Annotated in this window: 14 protein-coding genes; 4 read left to right on the top strand and 10 right to left on the bottom strand. The window is 69.2% G+C overall.

The window, feature by feature from the left end:
* Window positions 1-690: 690 nt before the first annotated feature.
* The 5 genes from kdpC to ACNPQM_RS40090 are packed head-to-tail and all read right to left on the bottom strand — an operon-like array spanning window position 691 to window position 5,325.
* On the bottom strand, window positions 691-1,326 hold the full coding sequence (gene kdpC, locus ACNPQM_RS40110) for a K(+)-transporting ATPase subunit C (RefSeq protein ID WP_418087853.1): 636 nt from the start codon (window positions 1,324-1,326) through the stop codon (window positions 691-693).
* Window positions 1,327-1,339: 13 nt separating this feature from the next.
* A complete protein-coding gene (kdpB, locus tag ACNPQM_RS40105; RefSeq protein WP_418087855.1) occupies window positions 1,340-3,391 on the bottom strand; it encodes a potassium-transporting ATPase subunit KdpB in 2,052 nt (683 codons plus the stop codon).
* 53 nt (window positions 3,392-3,444) lie between these two features.
* Complete coding sequence (gene kdpA / locus ACNPQM_RS40100) at window positions 3,445-5,109, bottom strand: potassium-transporting ATPase subunit KdpA (protein WP_418087852.1); 1,665 nt, start codon at window positions 5,107-5,109, stop codon at window positions 3,445-3,447.
* A 1-nt stretch (window position 5,110) separates the two neighbouring features.
* On the bottom strand, window positions 5,111-5,200 hold the full coding sequence (locus ACNPQM_RS40095) for a potassium-transporting ATPase subunit F (protein ID WP_418087851.1): 90 nt from the start codon (window positions 5,198-5,200) through the stop codon (window positions 5,111-5,113).
* Window positions 5,197-5,325, bottom strand: a complete 129-nt coding sequence (locus ACNPQM_RS40090) for a hypothetical protein (protein ID WP_418087850.1) — start codon at window positions 5,323-5,325, stop codon at window positions 5,197-5,199. Before ACNPQM_RS40090 ends, ACNPQM_RS40095 begins: the two co-directional genes overlap by 4 nt.
* 135 nt (window positions 5,326-5,460) lie before the next feature.
* Here ACNPQM_RS40090 and ACNPQM_RS40085 point away from each other — a divergent pair, with 135 nt between their 5' ends.
* Window positions 5,461-6,213 (top strand): DUF4118 domain-containing protein, encoded by a 753-nt coding sequence (locus tag ACNPQM_RS40085; RefSeq protein ID WP_418087849.1) that lies wholly within the window; start codon window positions 5,461-5,463, stop codon window positions 6,211-6,213.
* A gap of 9 nt (window positions 6,214-6,222) precedes the next feature.
* On the opposite strand, the gene ACNPQM_RS40080 is transcribed toward ACNPQM_RS40085, so the two are convergent.
* Window positions 6,223-8,754, bottom strand: a complete 2,532-nt coding sequence (locus ACNPQM_RS40080) for an ATP-binding protein (protein WP_418087848.1) — start codon at window positions 8,752-8,754, stop codon at window positions 6,223-6,225.
* 1,127 nt (window positions 8,755-9,881) lie between these two features.
* On the opposite strand from ACNPQM_RS40080, the gene ACNPQM_RS40075 reads away from it, so the two are divergent.
* Both ACNPQM_RS40075 and ACNPQM_RS40070 read left to right on the top strand, forming a co-directional pair.
* Window positions 9,882-11,834 carry an APC family permease gene (locus ACNPQM_RS40075; RefSeq protein ID WP_418087847.1) on the top strand — a complete coding sequence of 651 codons (1,953 nt, stop codon included), beginning with the start codon at window positions 9,882-9,884 and terminating at the stop codon, window positions 11,832-11,834.
* An 858-nt stretch (window positions 11,835-12,692) separates the two neighbouring features.
* Window positions 12,693-13,322, top strand: a complete 630-nt coding sequence (locus ACNPQM_RS40070) for a DedA family protein (protein WP_418087846.1) — start codon at window positions 12,693-12,695, stop codon at window positions 13,320-13,322.
* Here the strand turns inward: ACNPQM_RS40070 and ACNPQM_RS40065 are convergent, their stop codons facing one another.
* From ACNPQM_RS40065 to ACNPQM_RS40050, 4 genes are all read right to left on the bottom strand, one after another.
* Window positions 13,323-13,718, bottom strand: a complete 396-nt coding sequence (locus tag ACNPQM_RS40065; RefSeq protein WP_418087854.1) for a M48 family metalloprotease — start codon at window positions 13,716-13,718, stop codon at window positions 13,323-13,325.
* A 31-nt stretch (window positions 13,719-13,749) separates the two neighbouring features.
* Complete coding sequence (locus ACNPQM_RS40060) at window positions 13,750-14,136, bottom strand: BlaI/MecI/CopY family transcriptional regulator (RefSeq protein WP_358862444.1); 387 nt, start codon at window positions 14,134-14,136, stop codon at window positions 13,750-13,752.
* Between the two features lie 479 nt (window positions 14,137-14,615).
* Window positions 14,616-15,014, bottom strand: a complete 399-nt coding sequence (locus ACNPQM_RS40055; RefSeq protein ID WP_358862443.1) for a (2Fe-2S) ferredoxin domain-containing protein — start codon at window positions 15,012-15,014, stop codon at window positions 14,616-14,618.
* Window positions 15,011-16,990 (bottom strand): heavy metal translocating P-type ATPase, encoded by a 1,980-nt coding sequence (locus ACNPQM_RS40050; RefSeq protein ID WP_418087845.1) that lies wholly within the window; start codon window positions 16,988-16,990, stop codon window positions 15,011-15,013. Before ACNPQM_RS40050 ends, ACNPQM_RS40055 begins: the two co-directional genes overlap by 4 nt.
* Before the next feature lie 127 nt (window positions 16,991-17,117).
* Here ACNPQM_RS40050 and ACNPQM_RS40045 point away from each other — a divergent pair, with 127 nt between their 5' ends.
* The gene (locus ACNPQM_RS40045; protein WP_418087844.1) at window positions 17,118-17,537 is read left to right on the top strand and encodes an ArsR/SmtB family transcription factor; all 420 of its coding nucleotides are present in this window, start codon (window positions 17,118-17,120) and stop codon (window positions 17,535-17,537) included.
* The last annotated feature ends 347 nt before the right edge of the window (window positions 17,538-17,884 follow it).

Raw genomic sequence — 17,884 nt, 5'->3', positions numbered from 1 at the left:
GGGCGCGCAACGATGAGACTGACCGGGGCGCTGTCACACTGCTGAACCGCCGTGCGGCCCACCCGGGTCGGGGGACACAGGGCCTGGGACCCGGGGCCGAGAACCTCCAGGGTGCACGGACCAAGTCGGGTCAACGGAACGACGATTGATTCCGTGGCCCTTCGATGTCGGGCGGGATGGCGTTGCGGCGATCATCTGCAGCACTTCTGTGGCAAGCGTGTCCGATGTGCTGTCGCCACCTCCGCGGCTGCTGTTGGAGGCGTCGACGCGAGTCGGAGCAGAGTTCTCATGTACGAGGCGGGTCCCAGGTCACATCTTCCGTGATCGATTCGAACGTCCATGCTCCGACGGCGTTCACGGCCACGAGGTGGCCGAGTGTCGCGGTAAGTGTGTTCCGGTCGAGTCCGCAGGCACGGGGCGGGTGATCCGCTTCCATGCTGGTCCGCCCGGCGCCGGGGGAGTGGTGCGCTGCGAGCGCCAGCGCGGTCAGGTGCACCAGAACCGCGGGCCGGGCCGCAGACGCTGCCACGGGACCGTGTCAGCGTCCTCGACCTGCCCGGGGCTGCGGTCATCGTCGGCTGGAAGGGCTGGAGACTTGCGGGTACCGGTCTCGTCCAGGGTGGTAACCGGTCGGGGCATGCCGCTCGGTCTGCCGCTGCGCCACCGGACACCTCCCTTCGGGACCACCGGTCAGCCGAGCCGCATGAGGGCGAGGTTGAGGGTGACGACGTTCACCCGGCGCTGGCCGAGGAGGCCGAGATCGCGGCCCTGCAGGTGCTGCTCGACCAGTCGGCGTACGGTCGCTGGGTGCAGGCCACGCGCTTTGGCGACGCGGTTGACCTGCTCGTCGGCGTAGGCCGGGGAGATGTGCGGGTCGAGACCGGAGCCGCTGGCCGTGAGCGCGTCCGGCGGGACCTGCGCCGGGTCGACACCGTCGAAGGCGGCCACGGCCGCCCTGCGGTCCTGGACGGTCTTGGTCAGGGCTGCGTCGTTGGGGCCGAGGTTGGACCCGCCCGAGGCGATCGGGTCGTAACCGGTGCCCGCCGCCGAGGGCCGGGGCTGGAACCACTTCGGGTCCGGCTGCGGCTGCTCCTTCGGGTCGTTCGGGTTCTTCTTGGGCAGGTTGTAGTTCTGGCCCAGCAGGCCGGAGCCGACCACCTGCCCGTTTTGTTCAAGCTGCGAGCCGTTGGCCCGCCGGGGGAAGGCGCTCTGGGCGATTCCGGTGAGCAGCAGCGGGTACGCCAGCCCGCAGATCACGGTGAAGACCAGGAGCAGGCGCAGCGCGGTCAGGTGCAGCCGGATCCAGGGCACGAGTGAGGTCGGCACGGCAGCTCTCCCTTCAGTGCAGCCCGGGAAGGAACTGAACCAGGAGGTCGATGAGCTTGATGCCCAGGAAGGGCAGGATCAGCCCGCCCACCCCGTACACGCCGAGGTTGCGGCGCAGCAGTGCCGAGGCAGAGGAGGGCCGGTAGCGGACGCCGCGCAGGGCGAGCGGGATCAGGGCCACGATGATCAGTGCGTTGAAGATGATCGCCGAGGTGATCGCCGAGGTGGGGCTGTGCAGGCCCATGATGTTGAGGCGATTCAGGCCCGGGTAGACGCCGGCGAACATCGCGGGGATGATCGCGAAGTACTTCGCAACGTCGTTGGCGATCGAGAAGGTGGTCAGCGCGCCGCGGGTGATGAGCAGTTGTTTGCCGATCTCGACGATCTCGATCAGCTTGGTGGGGTTGGAGTCGAGGTCGACCATGTTGCCGGCCTCCTTGGCGGCCGAGGTACCGGTGTTCATCGCCACGCCCACGTCGGCTTGGGCGAGGGCCGGGGCGTCGTTGGTGCCGTCACCGGTCATCGCGACCAGCTTTCCACCGCCCTGCTCCTGCCGGATCAGCGCCATCTTGTCCTCCGGGGTGGCTTCGGCGAGGAAGTCGTCCACACCGGCCTCGTCGGCGATGGCCCGGGCGGTGAGCGGGTTGTCGCCGGTGATCATGACGGTCCGGATGCCCATCCGGCGGAGGTCCTCGAACCGCTCCCGGATGCCGTGCTTGACCACGTCCTTGAGGTGGAGGACGCCCAGGACGCGGGCGGGCTCGTTACCGTGCCGGTCTGCGACCACGAGCGGCGTGCCGCCGGCGGCGGAGATCCCGTCGACGAGCGGGCCGATCTCCGTGCCTGGCGTACCCCCGTTGTCCTGCACCCAGCGGATCACCGCACCGGCCGCACCTTTGCGGATACACCGGATGCTGCCGTCCTCGGGCAGGTCGACGCCGCTCATCCGGGTCTGAGCGGAGAACTGGATCCACTCGGCGTGCCCGATCTCCTGCTGGGTCCGGGCGCGCAGGCCGTACCTCTCCTTGGCGAGGACGACGATGGACCGGCCCTCCGGTGTCTCGTCGGCGAGGCTGGAGAGCTGCGCCGCGTCGGCCAGTTGCCGCACGTCTGTGCCGCTGACCGGGGTGAACTCGGCGGCCTGGCGGTTGCCGAAGGTGATGGTGCCGGTCTTGTCGAGGAGCAGGGTGGAGACGTCACCGGCCGCCTCGACCGCCCGCCCGGACATGGCAAGCACGTTGCGCTGCACCAGCCGGTCCATGCCCGCGATACCGATCGCCGAGAGCAGCGCGCCGATGGTGGTGGGGATCAGCGCCACCAGCAGGGCGACCAGGACGACGATGGTCTGCTCGGCGCCCGCGTAGGCGGCCATCGGCTGCAGGGTGACCACCGCGAGCAGGAAGACGATCGTCAGCGACGCCAGCAGGATGTCGAGCGCGATCTCATTGGGGGTCTTCTGCCGGGCGGCGCCCTCGACCAGGGCGATCATGCGGTCGATGAAGGTCTCCCCGGGCTTGGAGACGATCTTCACGATGATCCTGTCGGACAGCACGGTGGTGCCGCCGGTGACCGCGCTGCGGTCGCCACCGGACTCGCGGATCACGGGAGCCGACTCCCCGGTGATCGCGGACTCGTCGACCGAGGCTGCGCCCTCGACCACGTCGCCGTCGCCCGGAATCAGCTGGCCGGCCTCGACGATCACATGATCACCGGGCCTCAGGTCGGCTGCGGGGATTGTCTCCTCCGGCACCACCACAAGGCCGGGGTGCCACGGTGAGGTGATCCGCCGGGCGACGGCCTCGGTACGGGTGCGGCGCAACGTGTCCGCCTGGGCCTTGCCCCGGCCCTCGGCCACGGCCTCGGCCAGGTTGGCGAAGACCACCGTGAGCCCCAGCCAGACGGTGATCAGCCAGGCGAAGACGCTGGTGTGCCGGATCGCCGAGTAGGTAGTCAGCGCGAAACCGACCTCCACCACGAACATGACCGGGCGACGGGCCATCACCCGGGGGTCGAGCTTTCGCAGCGCGTCCGGGAGGGAACGGGCCAGCTGTTTCGCATCAAGCATCCCGCCCGAGACCCGGTGCGCCTGGTGCGCGGGCGGCGTGCCCGCCGGCGCCGTCACCGGCGGATTCCTTCCGCCAGCGGCCCCAGGGCGAGGGCCGGGAAGTAGGTGAGCCCGACGACGATCAGGACGACGCCGGTCAGCATCCCCACGAACAGAGGCCGGTGGGTGGGCAGCGTGCCGGCGGTCACCGGCACCGGGCTCTGCTGGGCCAGCGATCCGGCCAGGGCCAGCACGAACACCATCGGCAGCAGCCGTCCGAACAGCATCACCAGGCCGAGCGCGGTGTTCCACCAGGTGCTGGTGGCGGTGAGACCGGCGAACGCGGAGCCGTTGTTGTTGGCTGCCGAGGTGAAGGCGTACAGCACCTCGGAGAAGCCGTGCGCGCCGCGGTTGAGGATGGCAACCCGCCCCGCCTCGAACGTCATCGCCGTGCCGGTGCCGATCAGCACGATCGCCGGGGTGGCGAGAATGTAGAGGGAAGCGAACTTGATCTCCCGGCTGCCGAGTTTCTTGCCCAGGTACTCGGGCGTGCGGCCGACCATCAGACCCGCCACGAAGACGGTCACGATCGCCAGGATCAGCATGCCGTACAGCCCTGAACCCGTACCGCCCGGCGCGATCTCACCGAGCATCATGTTGAACAGCAGCACGCCTCCGCCGAGCGGAGAGTACGAGTCGTGGAGTGAGTTGACCGCGCCCGTCGAGGTCAGAGTGGTGGAGGCGGCGAACAGCGTCGAGGCCGGGATGCCGAAGCGGACCTCCTTGCCCTCCATCGCCGCGCCCGCCGCCTTGAGCGCCGTGCCCTCGTGCTGCCATTCGAAGAAGGTCGTCAAGGAGGCAGAGGCGATCCAGAGCAGCGCCATCACGGCGACGATGGCGTGGCCCTGGCGCCGGTCGCCGACCAACGTCCCGAAGGTGCGCGGCAACGAAAAGGAGATCACCAGGAGCAGGTAGATCTCCAGCCAGTTGGTCAGCGGCGTGGGGTTCTCGAACGGATGTGCAGAGTTGGCGTTGTAGAAGCCGCCTCCGTTGGTGCCCAGCTCCTTGATGGCCTCCTGGGTGGCCACAGGGCCGCCGGGAAGGCTCTGGGTGTCGCCGCTCATCGTGGTGACCTGGACAGCCGGGTGCAGGTTCTCCACCATGCCGCAGGCCACGAAAACGACGGCGAAGACGACTGAGATCGGGAGCAGCAGGCGCAACGCCAGCCGAGTGACGTCCACCCAGAAGTTACCCACCCGGTCGGTGCGGCTGCGGGCGAATCCCCGGATCAGCGCCGCCACGACGGCGATACCCACAGCGGCCGAGAGGAAGTTCTGCACCGTCAGCCCCGCCATCTGCACCAGATGGCCCATGCTCGACTCGCCCGAGTACGACTGCCAGTTGGTATTGGTCACGAAGGAAACCGCGGTGTTCCAGGCGGTCGCGGCGGGCACCGCCGGGAAGCCGAGCGAGAGCCACAGGTGGTTCTGCAGACGCTGGAAGCCGTAGAGGAAGAGCACCGAGACCGCGGAGAAGGCGAGCACGCTGCGCAGATAGGCCATCCAGGTCTGGTCGAAGTCCGCGTTGACACCGATCAAGCGGTAGAGGCCGCGCTCTGTCCGCAGATGCCTGCGGCTGGTCAGCAGGTGCGCCAGATAGTCACCGAGCGGCCGGTGCGAGAGCGCGAGCGCGGCCACCAGGGACAGCGCCTGCAGGCTGCCCGCAAGCGCCGGGTCCACCTCAGAACCTCTCCGGGTGGATGAGGGCCAGTACCAGATAGACGATGATGACCGCGGCGATCGCCAGTCCCAGGATGTTGTCAGCCGTCACAGGCGCCCCACCCCCTTGGCCAGAACAGCAAGGACGCCGAACGCGAGGATGGTCACACCGATGAAGACCAGGTCCACCACGGTGACTCCACTCCGTAACTGATCGATCGGGTTCGGTGAGGACATTGTCGGCCGCAGAGCGAAGGGCGTACCGACTTTTCCTGGGCCATCAGGGGCGGGCGCAAGAGTTGCGTCAACGGTTCGTGCTGGTTTGTCGCGCGAGGTGCCGGGCCTGCTACACCAGAGGTCAGGAGGTGCACCATGCTCCGGTTCATCACCCGTGGGCCGCTCTCCCTGCTCGCAGCGGTGCTGGCCCCGGTTGCTCTGTGTGCGGTGCTGCTGCCGTGGCGCGGCAGCCTTGCGAACACCAACGTCGCCCTGATGCTGGTCGTCGTGGTGGTGGCAGTAGCCGCTCTGGGACACCGGGGAGCCGGTGCTCTTGCCGCGGTGGGCGCCGCCCTGTGGTTCGACTTCTTCTTCACCCCGCCCTACGAGCGGTTTGCGATCGGCAAGTCCGCCGACATCACCACCGCGGTCCTGCTGCTCTGCGTCGGCCTGGCGGTCTCCCAACTGGCAGCCCGCGCACGGCGTTTCCGGGTGATAGCGATCACGGACGCCGGATACCTGGCGCGGATCCACGACACCGCTGTGCTCTCCCGCTCGGCCAACTCTGCCCTCACCGTGGTCGACCACGTGGGGGACGAGCTGATCGACCTGCTGCAGCTACGCGGCTGCCGCTTCCAGTACGGCTCCCTGATCGGCCACCCGCCGCGTCTGGAGCACGACGGCTCGATCACCATCGGGCGCAAGCAGTGGGACGCGGACCGACTCGGTCTGCCCGACCAGGACGTGGAACTGCGTATGTTCGGCAACGGCAAGTACATCGGCCGGTACATGCTCGACCCCACGCCGGGAGCGGTGCCCTCGCGGCAGGCGAGGCTGGTTGCGGTCACTCTGGCAAACCAGGCCGGGGCCGCGATGGACACCCTGCGGCGGCCGGCGAAGTCGGTCTGACGGGGGCGTTCAGCCCGTGGTCGGCGCTCCCGGCCAGACGCGCAAGCCGAAGACGAAGGTGGTCCCGCCCCCCGAGGTGCTCTCGACCGTGAGTTCGCCGCTCATCGCCTCGACGAAGCCCTTGGCAACCGTAAGGCCGAGCCCCACCCCGCCGTTGGCGCCCCCGTCATGGGGCCGGCTGCGCCGGAAGGGCTGAAAGAGGTTGTCCGAGTCGACCTCCGAGATACCAGGGCCACGATCGATCACCCGTACGTCGACCCGGCCGGCCACGGCGCCCGCGTCGACCACCACCTCGACATCTGGCGGGGACCACTTGCGGGCGTTGGCCACCACGTTGGCCAACGCCCGCTCCAGAAGCCCGGGGTCGGCCTCGACCTTCGGCAGGCCGTCGGCGATCGCGATCCTGACGCCGGCGGCTGGCTGCAAGTCCGGAAGGCTGTCCACCGCCGCCCGGACCACCTCGCCGACATCGGCCGGACAAAGCGTCACCGGCACCGCGCCGACCTGCAAACGGCTCAGGTCCAGGAGGTTGGCCACAAGATGGTTCATCCGCTCCGCCTCGGCGCCGATCCGGGCGACCAGCCTGCGAGCGTGCCCCGCGTCCCGTTCGGTCTCGGGTGACCGGAGGCCGGCGGCTGCCGCGCTGATCGACGCCAACGGGGCGCGCAGGTCGTGCTCCACCGCCTCCAGCAAGTTGATGTGCAGTGCGTCTGTGCGGGCCAGCGCCTCCGCCGCCCGGGCCTGGGCGGTCAGCCGCTCCCGCTCCCGGATCAGCCGCAGCTGGGTGACGAACGGACCAAGCAACCGGGCATCCTCCTGGCTCAGCGACGGGCCCGCCAGGACGAGCGCCGTGTCCTGGCCGAGGCCTGCGGCGAAGGCCGCCTCATCCGGCCGGGTGGGCGGCTCCGGGCCCCAGGACGCTACCGGACGCCACTCCTCGCCCATCCGGACCAAGACGGCCGCGCCGGCCAGGGCGAAGACCTGGCACAGCTCCCCCAGCAGCTCGGGCAGCGCCCGGGCGGCGGAATCCACCGTCTCCCCCGCCAGCCGGGCCAGTACCTGCGCCTCCGCGCGGGCCCGGGCGGCCTGCTGCGAACGCCGGGCCAGACCGTCGATCAGGTGCGCGATGATCCCCGCGACGGCCAGGAACAACAGCAGGGCCGCCACGTCCGCCGCCCGGCCGATGACCAGGCTGTGCCAGGGGGTGGTGAAGAAGTAGTCCGCGGCCACAGCCGCCGCCGCGGTGGTGGCCGCTGCCGGGAGCAGCCCACCCAGCCGGGCCACCCCGGCGACGACCAGCAGCAGGCACAACAGCGCTCCGGAAAGACCAAGTGAGCCGCGTAGCGGCGACAGCACCGCCGCAAGCGCGGCCGCTCCGGCCGGCCCGAGCAGCCAGGCCGCCCAGCACCGTCGCGCCGACACCGGTGCGGGCCTGCGTCGGTGCGGCGCCGGCGGGACGGCGAGCAGGTCCGGGTCGGGCGGTGGCAGCACCCGGACATCGATCGGCCCGGCCACGCGGATCACCCGGTTGATCACCGAGCCGCCGATCAGCTCCTTCAACCTTGAGCGGCTCGTCGGCCCGAGCAGGATCTGGGTGGCGCTCTCCGCGCGGGCGAAGTCCACCAGGGCCTGCGCGACGTCGCTGCCGCTGATCTCCACATAGCTGCCGTGCAGCTCGCGCAGCAGGCGGCGCTGCTCTTCCAGGCCCGGCGGCTCCGACTGCAGCGTGCCGTCGTCCAGCCGGACGTGGATGCCGATCAGATCGCCGTGCACCCGGGCGGCCGTTCGGGCGCCCCGGCGGATCAGGTGCTCGCCCTGCGGGGCACCGTTCAGGGCGACCGCGATCCGTTCCTTGGTCTCCCAGGGGGCACTGATACCGTGCCGGGCCCGGTAGTCGGCGAGCTCTTCCTCGACCCGGTCTGCCAGCCAGAGCAACGCCAGTTCGCGCAGCGCACCGAGGTTGCCGGCCCGGAAGTAGTTGTCCAGCGCCACGTCGATCCTGTCGGGCCCGTAGATCTCGCCCTGCGCCATCCGGGTGCGCAGCGCCTCGGGGCTCAGGTCCACCAGCTCGATCCTGTCGGCGGCCCGGGCGACCGCGTCCGGGATCTGCTCGCGCTGGACGATGCCGGTGATCTGCTCGACCACATCGTTGAGGCTCTCCAGATGCTGGATGTTCAGCGTTGTCGCGACGTCGATCCCAGCCCGCAGCAGTTCCCCCACATCCTGCCAGCGCTTGGCATGTCTGCTGCCGGGCACATTGGTGTGGGCCAGCTCGTCCACCAAGGCCAGCGCGGGCCGTCGGGCCAGCAGCGCGTCCAGGTCCATCTCGGTCAGCTCGATCCCCCGATACCGCAACACCCGGCGCGGCACCACCGGCAGATCGCCCAGCTGCTGCTCGGTGCCCCGACGGCCGTACGTCTCGACGAACCCCACCACCACGTCAACGCCGCCCGCGCGAAGCCGGCGCCCCTCGGCGAGCATCGCGTACGTCTTGCCGACACCTGGCGCGGCTCCAAGGAACACCCGCAGCTTGCCTGTCATGGCCGATCGGTGTCCTTCCTCACCCGCCCTGCAGCTCCATGGTCGCACCGGTGGTCGCGTCAGCACGGGATCTCGATACGGCAGCGCAGGCGGCAGATCACGGCGCCGGTGTGGTGCCGGAACACCCGGTCGAGGACCGCGCCGCGCCTGCCAGCACCAGCCCCCGTACGTGCGGCACGTGGCCGTCCCACACCAGCAGCGAGGCCAGGATCGGCGTTCCGCCGAAAGAGGCGTTGGCCGCCAGCGCCAGCAGTGCGGCAGCGGCGCGCGAACTGTGGTCGGAGGTACGGGACGTATCACCAAGCAGGACAACGGTATGCAGACGGTTGAGGCGTCCGGCGACAACCTGGTGACGATCCTCGACCGCCTCTGTGAGGGCCGCGTACGAGGAACACGTAATCGGCCCTCACAGATTTCGCCCCGAATCGGGCTGCATATGGCCCTCTCCATAGGCGAATCGAGACTTGGCTCGAAGACCTTGAGGGCGGTTCAGCTGACAAGCCAGGGCACCCCCTCGTACTTGACGAGCAGATCGACATGACCCAACCCGCATAGCCCGCCTAACTCCACCGGTTAAATCGCTAATCCGCCCACCGCATGCCGATCGTGGAGAGTTGCTCTGTCCAGGATCGGGGTTTGTGATCAATTCATGGGTGGCTGAGCTGGGCTGATCAGTTCGGGTGTGCGGCCGGGTTCGTGGGGGAGCGGGTGCGGGAGGCGATCACTGTTGGCTGGGTTGTTGGTTGTGGTCGCGGTGTGAGCTGTGGGTTTGTCAGGTATCACGCTCTTCTGAGCGCTGGTCAAGCTGATGTCTATGCCCCGTGGGCAGTTGTGGCGGTGGTGGGGTTGCCGGCCCTGGTGTGTCCGGCCGCGCTTGCCACCCACGCCGTTCTGGCTGCGTTGGCTATCCGCTGTGCGCGGCTCGAGGATCTGCCGGTCATGCTGGACAGCAGCGGGCGGACCCCTCGAGGCTGTACCCGGTGTGACGCATCAGACGCCCGACCGGGCCGTCTTGACGGCTTCCTGACGCGTGAGCCGCGATCCGCGGCTCAATCCCTGCTTAGTCTTGCCCGGCTGTTCGCCGAAACGGCGGAAAACTGACCGCCACTGACATCCAGGGACACTCGATGGCCACCACGGACAACACTCGCACCAGCGGTTTGCGTGCGTGGATGCTGGAGGGCCTGTCCGACATGGGCAAGGGCCGGCCGGCCGCCCCGAAGACCGAACAGGAGCCCACGCACCGGGGCCAGCCCTGGTACCGGGTGATGTGCCTGACCGGCGTCGACTACTTCTCCACCCTCGGCTACCAGCCCGGCATCGCCGCACTCGCGGCCGGACTCCTCTCCCCTGTCGCGACGATCGTCCTCGTGATCGTGACCCTCGCGGGCGCACTGCCGGTCTACCGGCGGGTCGCGGAGGAGAGCCCGCACGGCGAGGGCTCGATCGCGATGCTGTCGCGGCTCCTCTCCTTCTGGAAGGGCAAGCTCTTCGTCCTGACGTTGCTCGGCTTCGCCGCGACCGACTTCCTCATCACCATCACGCTCTCGGCCGCCGACGCCTCCACCCACCTGGTGGAGAACCCGCACCTCGAATCGGCCCTGCACGACAAGCAGATCCTGATCACGATGATCCTGATTGCGCTGCTCGGCGCGGTCTTCCTCAAGGGATTCCTGGAGGCGATCGGCGTCGCCTTCGCCCTCGTCGGCGTCTACCTCGCGCTCAACGCGGTCGTCGTCGTCACCGGCCTGTGGCAGGTGATCACCCGAAGCCATGTCGTCACCGACTGGTCCGCCGCCCTGACCACCGAACACGGCAACGTCTTCGCCATGATCGGCGTCGCCCTCCTCGTCTTCCCCAAACTGGCCCTCGGCCTGTCCGGCTTCGAGACAGGCGTGGCGGTCATGCCCCATGTGAAGGGCGACCCGGGCGACACCGAGGCGAAGCCCACCGGCCGCATCCGCGACGCAAAGAAGCTCCTGACGACCGCCGCGCTCATCATGAGCGTGTTCCTGATCTGCACGAGCTTCATCACCACCGTCCTCATCCCCCACAAGGAGTTCGAGCCCGGCGGCAAGGCCAACGGCCGCGCCCTCGCCTACCTCGCCCACGAGTACCTCGGCAACACCTTCGGCACCGTCTACGACGTCTCGACCATCGCCATCCTCTGGTTCGCCGGCGCCTCCGCCATGGCGGGTCTACTCAACCTCATGCCCCGCTACCTTCCCAAGTACGGCATGGCCCCCCACTGGGCGCGCGCCGTGCGCCCCATGGTCATCGTCTTCACCCTCGTCGCGTTCCTCGTCACCTGGATCTTCGACGCCGATGTCGACGCCCAGGGCGGCGCGTACGCGACCGGCGTCCTCGTCCTGATCTGCTCGGCCGCGATCGCCGTGACCATCGCCGCCCGCAAGGCCCGCCAGCGCCGCTGGGCCATCGCCTTCGGCGTCATCTCCGCCGTCTTCCTCTACACCACCGTCCTCAACGTCATCGAGCGCCCCGACGGCGTGAAGATCGGCGCCTGCTTCATCGCCGGCATCATCCTCATCTCCCTCCTCTCCCGCCTCGGCCGCGCCTTCGAACTGCGCGTCACCCACGTCGAGCTCGACGACATGGCCGAGCGGTTCATCCGGGACGTCTCCCACCGCACGCCGAGGTTCATCGCCAACGAGCCCGACAACCGGGACATCGCCGAGTACCGGGACAAGATTGACCAGATCCGTACCGACAACGAACTCCCCACCACCGACGACTTCGTCTTCGTCGAGGTCACCGTCACCGACCCGTCCGAGTTCGAGGCCGGGCTCACCGTCCGCGGCGAAGTCCTCCACGACCGCTACCGCGTCCTCACCCTCGAATCCTCCTCTGTGCCGAACGCCCTCGCGGCCCTCCTCCTCCACTCCCGCGACCTCACCGGCACCCGCCCGCACATCTACTTCGAGTGGACCGAGGGCAACCCCTTCGCCAACTTCCTCCGCTTCTTCCTCCTCGGGCAGGGCGAGGTCGCCCCGGTCACCCGCGAGGTACTGCGGGAGGCGGAGCCCGACCGCGAGCGCCGCCCCCGCGTCCACGTGGGCTAGTACGGGACAGCCTTTATCTAAGGGGTAAAGACAGGAAAGCCCCGCCAGTATTGCTGTGATCGTCCGGCTCGCAGGCGGCCCTCTCATTGGCCGTGAGCTCGGCCCCGGACCTGTGGCAGGAAGCTGGTTCACCGCCGGTGACGGCGGCTGGAACCTGTACGTTTCCCGTGCACCGTTACCGTGTGAGCGGCATCATCCCGTTGGAGGTTCAGGTCACCGTACCGAGCCGTCGGTAGCCGCCGACGGCTCCAGTGGTGGTGCAAGACCAACAGCGCAACAGCGAGTAGCGTTGCGGCCTTGACCTGCTGCGCTGGGGACAGGCCCAACGTTCGGCATCGGTGCCGCAGTGATCGTCGCGGCGGGCGGCGTCGTATAGCTCCTGCGCCGCAGGGGCGACTCCCAGAAGTAGCAGAATCCGCGGTTCCCTCACTTCTCACGCCCGGCGCGACCCGTCGCATATGCGTGGGCAAGGCAGAAAGTCCGCGCATCTACGGGGGGACCGTCACCGCCACGGGGATGCATCCATTTTCTACATTCTGTAGTAGTTTGCGGTGTGTCCGCCCAGTCCACTCCCGATCCGGAGAACGTCGGATGAGCCCATCGATCCCTCACGCCGCCGCCTTCGACCAGCTGCCGCCTATGTGGCATATCGGCTCGTCGCCCTGACCGGGTGAAACCGGCCGCCTGGAGCTTCCGAGGCGCAGCCGGGAGAGGCAGCCGTTCCGGCCTCATCGCCCCAGGCCTCCGGTTCGGCACTGCCGGCGCAGCAATAGCCTGAACACGAACCACCCCCGGCGCGGCCCGGTCCGAGACGCATGACAACCGGACTCGCCATTTTGCGGAAGGAACGAGATCTGCATGAGTGCACCACCGCTACCCGGGGTTCTCGGTGACATCGCACCGATCCTGGACCACTGGGGGTACTGGGCCGTAGGCGGCCTGATCTTCATGGAGGACTTCGGTATCCCCGTCCCCGGCGAGACGATCCTGATCGCCGCGGCCGTGTATGCGGGGGCTGGGCAGCTCAGCATCATCGCCGTCATTGTCATCGGCGTTCTCGCCGCCATCCTCGGCGACAACGTCGGCTACCTCATCGGCCGCACCGGAGGGCACGCCCTGGTGCAGCGCTACGGCAGGTACGTCTTTCTCCCGCCCGAACGGTACGAGAAGGCCGAGAAATTCTTCACCCGCCATGGCGGGAAGGTCGTCACCGTAGCGCGCTTCATTGAGGGGCTGCGCCAGGTCAACGGCATCATCGCCGGTGCCGCCGAGATGCCCTGGGCCCGCTTCGTCGCCTTCAACGCGCTCGGAGCGGCGCTATGGGTCGGCTTGTGGGCGGGCGTCGGCTACTTCGCCGGCAACCACATCACCACCATCTATACCGAGGTCAACAGATATTCGACCTATCTCCTCATCGCCCTGGGTGTGCTGATTCTCGCGCTCGTGGCCCGCGCCGTTGTGAGCCGCCGCCGTCGCGCGGCGGGCTGATCATCCCTTCCGCATCAAGGTCTTTGCATCCGGCGACAAGCATCCGCGCTGGTCACAGCCGCCGAGGGGACGTCCTCGAGAGGTCACAGCCTCTCGCCCCGACCGCGCCAGGTAACCGCTTCTCTCGGCGGGCCTACCGCCGTGGCGCGGGTCGGGTCCTCGGGTGTCGAGATGCGCCCGTTCGTGGGCCAGCAGAGCCTGCCGCTCCGGTCCGTCCAGCAGCCTCAGCATCCCGGAAGAAACGACCACCCGCCCAGGCATGCCGAGCACGGCAAACGCTGTCGGCACCGGATCGTCGACCACGGCCAGGTCGCCGCCTGCCGCGATGTGCCCACGACGCCCCGCCCACGGCGCAACCACCGCCAGCACCGCGCTCACGAGCAGCGGTAGATACATCGGTATCGGCCAGAACACGGCTCATCCCCGTTCAGGCAGAAGGATCGCCGTGCAGCAACTGCTCCAGCACCTGCTCGTCCTCCGCCGACAGATCCGACACGAACCGGGCCAGCACCGCCGCACGGTCCCCGCCCTCGTCCAGCAGCGAGTGCATCCCCGAAGCCGCATGCCCGGCCTGGTCATCCACGGGCGCATAGACATGACTGCGCCCCTCCCGCTGCCGGGTCACCATCCCCTTGTCGCACAGTCGCGTCAGGATGGTCAGCACCGTCGTATACGCGGCACCGGGCACCTGTTCCTGGACCACGGCCGCGGGCACCGGACCGTCGGCCGACCACAGGGCAGCCAGCACCTCCGCTTCCAGCTCACCTCGCGCACGCCGCCGGGCCTCCCCCCGGTCGTCCTTACCGCCCGTCACCTGGCACCTCCCTCACTACTCCGGCCAGGTTGTCTTCGATCGCCCAAACTACTACGAGACGTAGAGAAGCAGCCATCTTGATCGCATGGCGTCTCGAATGACCGCTTGAGCACGCGCACCCGTCGAGCAAGTTCTACAGCAGCAAAGGACAGCAACCACCACAACCGCAACCGACCGGCAGAGATCGCATGTGCGACGCCGCCTGCTGACGTACCCGCTGGCCGGATGGCTGGGCGCGGAGGCGGGGCTGCAGTCGGCGGTGGTGGCGCTGGGTGCGATCGCCCTGACGGCCGGACTTCTGTCGGTACGTCTGTGGCCGACGAAGGAGCGGGGGACCGTCGAGCACGAGCACGCCGATCTGCGCGATGGGCCCCTGCACCTCGTTGATGCCGTACGGGGCCGAACGGCTGGCGGCACAGCCACGACTGTCCGGCCGACGCGCTGCACACCCGTCGAGAGAGCGGGTCGGCCGAGAGCGCTCAGTCCTCGATGGCCCGCCGCACCCGGCGCGACGGCCCGAACGCGTACAGGTCGAGGACCTCAGGAGGCTCGGCGAGGCCCGGTCCTCCGGCGCGTACCCAGGCCGCGATGTCGGCGGTCGCGTCCGGGTCGTTGACCAGCCCGAGCCAGACCGGGCGCCCGCCCGCGGCCCGTCCAGCCGTTGAGGGCTGCACGACGACAACATTGGCCTGCTCGCAGGCGTCGAGGCAGTTCACTGCCCGGACCCGGGCGTTTGATGCCAGTTCGGTCTTGAGAGCAGCGAGTTGGGCGGCGTGGTCGACGCCGGGGATCTTGTCCGTGCCGCAGCAGCAGCCCCGGCACACGGTGACCGTGCACCGGGGCTCCGCCTGCGTGGAAACCTTGTGCCGGCGGCTCACTGGACTGCCCGTTTCCACGCCGCCTCGCGCAGCAGCCGCAGTCCGTTGAGGCCGACGATGACGGTGGACCCTTCGTGGCCTGCCACGCCGAGCGGGAGTGGCAGGGTGCCGATCAGGTCCCAGGCGACCAGGCCGGCGATGAAGACGCCCGCAATGATCAGATTCTGCGTGACCAGCTGGCGGGCCCGGCGGGACAGCGCGATCACGGCGGGGACCGTACGGAGTTCATCGCGGACGATCACCGCGTCGGCGGTCTCCAGCGCGAGGTCGGATCCTGCCCGGCCCATGGCGACGCCGGTGTGGGCGGCCGCCAGGGCAGGGGCGTCGTTGACGCCGTCGCCGACGACCATCACCCTGCGGCCTGCATGCTCCAGTTCCTTGACCACGTCGACCTTGTGCTGCGGCAGCAGCCCTGCTCGTACGTCGCCAATGCCGACCTCGGCGGCCAGGCGGGCGGCGGCGCGGGGGTTGTCGCCGGTCAGCAGCACGGGCGTGGCCGCGGTGAGGGACGTCAGCGAGGCCACGGTGGCGGTGGCGTCGGCACGCAGTCGGTCGGCGACGGCGAGCAGTCCGACGGGGTCGCCGTCCACGGTGACAAGAACAGCGGTCCGGCCGCTGTTCTCCAGTTCACGTGCGACGGCGGCCGCCCGCGCGGAGTATGCGTCCGAGGATCCGTCCAGCAGCCGTGCCGGTGCGCCGACCGCGACCACCCGCCCGCCGACGGATGCGGTCACCCCGATCCCGGGCGTGGAGTCGAAGTCCTCCGCCACAGGAAGGTCTAGCCCGCGCTCGCGTGCTGCGTCCACGACGGCGCGGGCCAGCGGGTGCTCGCTCGGGTGCTCGGCTGCCGCCGCAAGAGTCAGCACCTCGTTCTCGTCCAGTCCCGATCCGGTGAGCGGGCGGGCATCCGTGACGCGCGGCGTGCCTTCGGTCAGCGTGCCGGTCTTGTCGAGCGCGACCGCGTCGGTCTCGCCGAGGCGCTCCATGACGACGGCGGACTTGACCAGCACACCGTGGCGTCCGGCGTTGGCGATCGCCGACAGCAGCGGCGGCATGGTGGCGAGAACGACCGCGCACGGCGAGGCCACGATCATGAAAGTCATCGCGCGCAGCAGTGAACCGGTCAGCTCCGCACCGAAGGCGAGGGGGACGAGGAAGACGGCGAGGGTCGCGGCGACCATGCCGAGCGAGTAGCGCTGCTCGACCTTCTCGATGAACAGCTGGGTGGGCGCCTTGGTCTCGGACGCCTCCTCCACCATGCGCACGATCCGGGCGATCACCGAGTCGGAGGCGTCCCGCTCCACCCGCACCTGCAGCGCGCCGGTGCCGTTGAGGGTGCCCGCGAAGACCTCGTCGCCCACCTCCTTGGCGACCGGCAGCGGCTCGCCGGTGATGGTCGCCTGGTCGACGTCGCTCGCGCCGTCCAGGACGCGGCCGTCGGCGCCGACTCGCTCACCGGGCCTTACGAGAATGGTGTCCCCGACCGCGAGTTCCTCGACGCGGACGATCACTTCGCTTCCGTCGGTGTCGAGGCGGGTGGCCTTGGCGGGCGACAGAGCCAGCAGTCCCCGCACGGAGTCGGCCGTCCGCGCGGTGGCGAGCGCCTCCAGCGCGCCCGAAGTGGCGAAGATGACGATCAGCAACGCCCCGTCCATCACCTGACCGATCGCCGCCGCCCCGAGTGCCGCCACGATCATCAGCAGGTCGACGTCGAGGGTCTTGTCCTTCAGTGCCTGCAAGCCCGCCCACCCCGGCTCCCAGCCACCGGTCGCGTACGACAGCGCATACAGCGGTCCCCACGCCCACGCAGGGGCGCCGGTCAGCTGCAGCGGGAGTGCGATCAGGAAAAGGATGGTGGCCGCAGCGGCCCAGCGCGCCTCGGGCAGGGCGAAGACCCGGGTGCGGCGGCGGGGTGCACCGCCTTCGTGCGGGGCCGCGGCCCGGTCTGTCGAGGGCGCGGTCAGGGTGGAGGGCATGGGGGACGAGGGTCCTTTACGACGGCATGACGAGATGGCGGCAGCCGGGACAAGCCCGTGCCACCCCTCCACCGTACAGGAACACATGAAGACACATTCATGTCTTCATGTCCGTAAGATAACGGGCATGGGCCACGGAGCTGACGCCAACACCACCGCCACCGCACGCGAACGCCTGGAATCGGTCGGTGCCGCCGACGTGGCCGCCACCCTCCAGGCCCTGGCCACACCCTCGCGGCTGAGGATCCTGGCCCGCCTTCAGGAAGGCCCGTGCGCAGCCACCGAACTGGCCGACGCCGTGGGGATGGAACAGTCCGCCTGTTCCCACCAACTACGCCTGCTGCGCAACCTCGGCCTGGTCACGGGTGAGCGTCAGGGCCGGTCAGTCATCTACGCGCTCTACGACAACCACGTCGCCGAACTCCTGGAGCAGGCCCTCTACCACGTCGAGCACCTACGGCTGGGGCTGCGCGATATTCCCGCGCTTCGTGAACAGGCCCGCGCCGAAGGCGGCAGACGCAGTGTCGATGGCCGTTCGGTTCGATGAGCAGCAGGCGGCAGAGGAGGACCGTCTGCTGCTGGATCCGAGGGCCGATGTCGGGCACCGATCGGACAAGGCGGAGGCAGTACGCGCGCTGCTGCTCCTGGCGGATGACGGCGGTCCGGTACGCCGGGCGCTGGTGAAAGGTCTCAAGGGCTCGCGCTGCCCTGTACGTTCCTCGCGTGTCGCAAAAGCAGGCTTGTTGTCGCCAAGATCGTGGTTGCTGCTGATGGGCAATGCCCTGCGGACAGGTGCCTGTGTGACTCCTCCCCCTCGTAAACGAGGGGGCTTCTCGCTATGCCGGTTGGGCTTCGCGACGGACCAGCCCGGCCCGTAGGACGTTCAGGGCGCCC

The sequence above is a fragment of the Streptomyces sp. NPDC056231 genome (genome assembly GCF_048270745.1).
Classification (GTDB): domain Bacteria; phylum Actinomycetota; class Actinomycetes; order Streptomycetales; family Streptomycetaceae; genus Streptomyces.
This window is presented reverse-complemented; position numbering and strand designations above follow the sequence as displayed.

Bases quoted from the DNA above. Each gene is read 5' to 3' on its own strand.
- kdpB (WP_418087855.1), bottom strand. From the start codon at position 3,391: ATGCTTGATGCGAAACAGCTGGCCCGTTCCCTCCCGGACGCGCTGCGA.
- ACNPQM_RS40090 (WP_418087850.1), bottom strand. From the start codon at position 5,325: ATGTCCTCACCGAACCCGATCGATCAGTTACGGAGTGGAGTCACCGTG.
- ACNPQM_RS40085 (WP_418087849.1), top strand. From the start codon at position 5,461: ATGCTCCGGTTCATCACCCGTGGGCCGCTCTCCCTGCTCGCAGCGGTG.
- ACNPQM_RS40080 (WP_418087848.1), bottom strand. From the start codon at position 8,754: ATGACAGGCAAGCTGCGGGTGTTCCTTGGAGCCGCGCCAGGTGTCGGC.
- ACNPQM_RS40075 (WP_418087847.1), top strand. From the start codon at position 9,882: ATGGCCACCACGGACAACACTCGCACCAGCGGTTTGCGTGCGTGGATG.
- ACNPQM_RS40070 (WP_418087846.1), top strand. From the start codon at position 12,693: ATGAGTGCACCACCGCTACCCGGGGTTCTCGGTGACATCGCACCGATC.
- ACNPQM_RS40065 (WP_418087854.1), bottom strand. From the start codon at position 13,718: ATGTATCTACCGCTGCTCGTGAGCGCGGTGCTGGCGGTGGTTGCGCCG.
- ACNPQM_RS40050 (WP_418087845.1), bottom strand. From the start codon at position 16,990: ATGCCCTCCACCCTGACCGCGCCCTCGACAGACCGGGCCGCGGCCCCG.
- ACNPQM_RS40045 (WP_418087844.1), top strand. From the start codon at position 17,118: ATGGGCCACGGAGCTGACGCCAACACCACCGCCACCGCACGCGAACGC.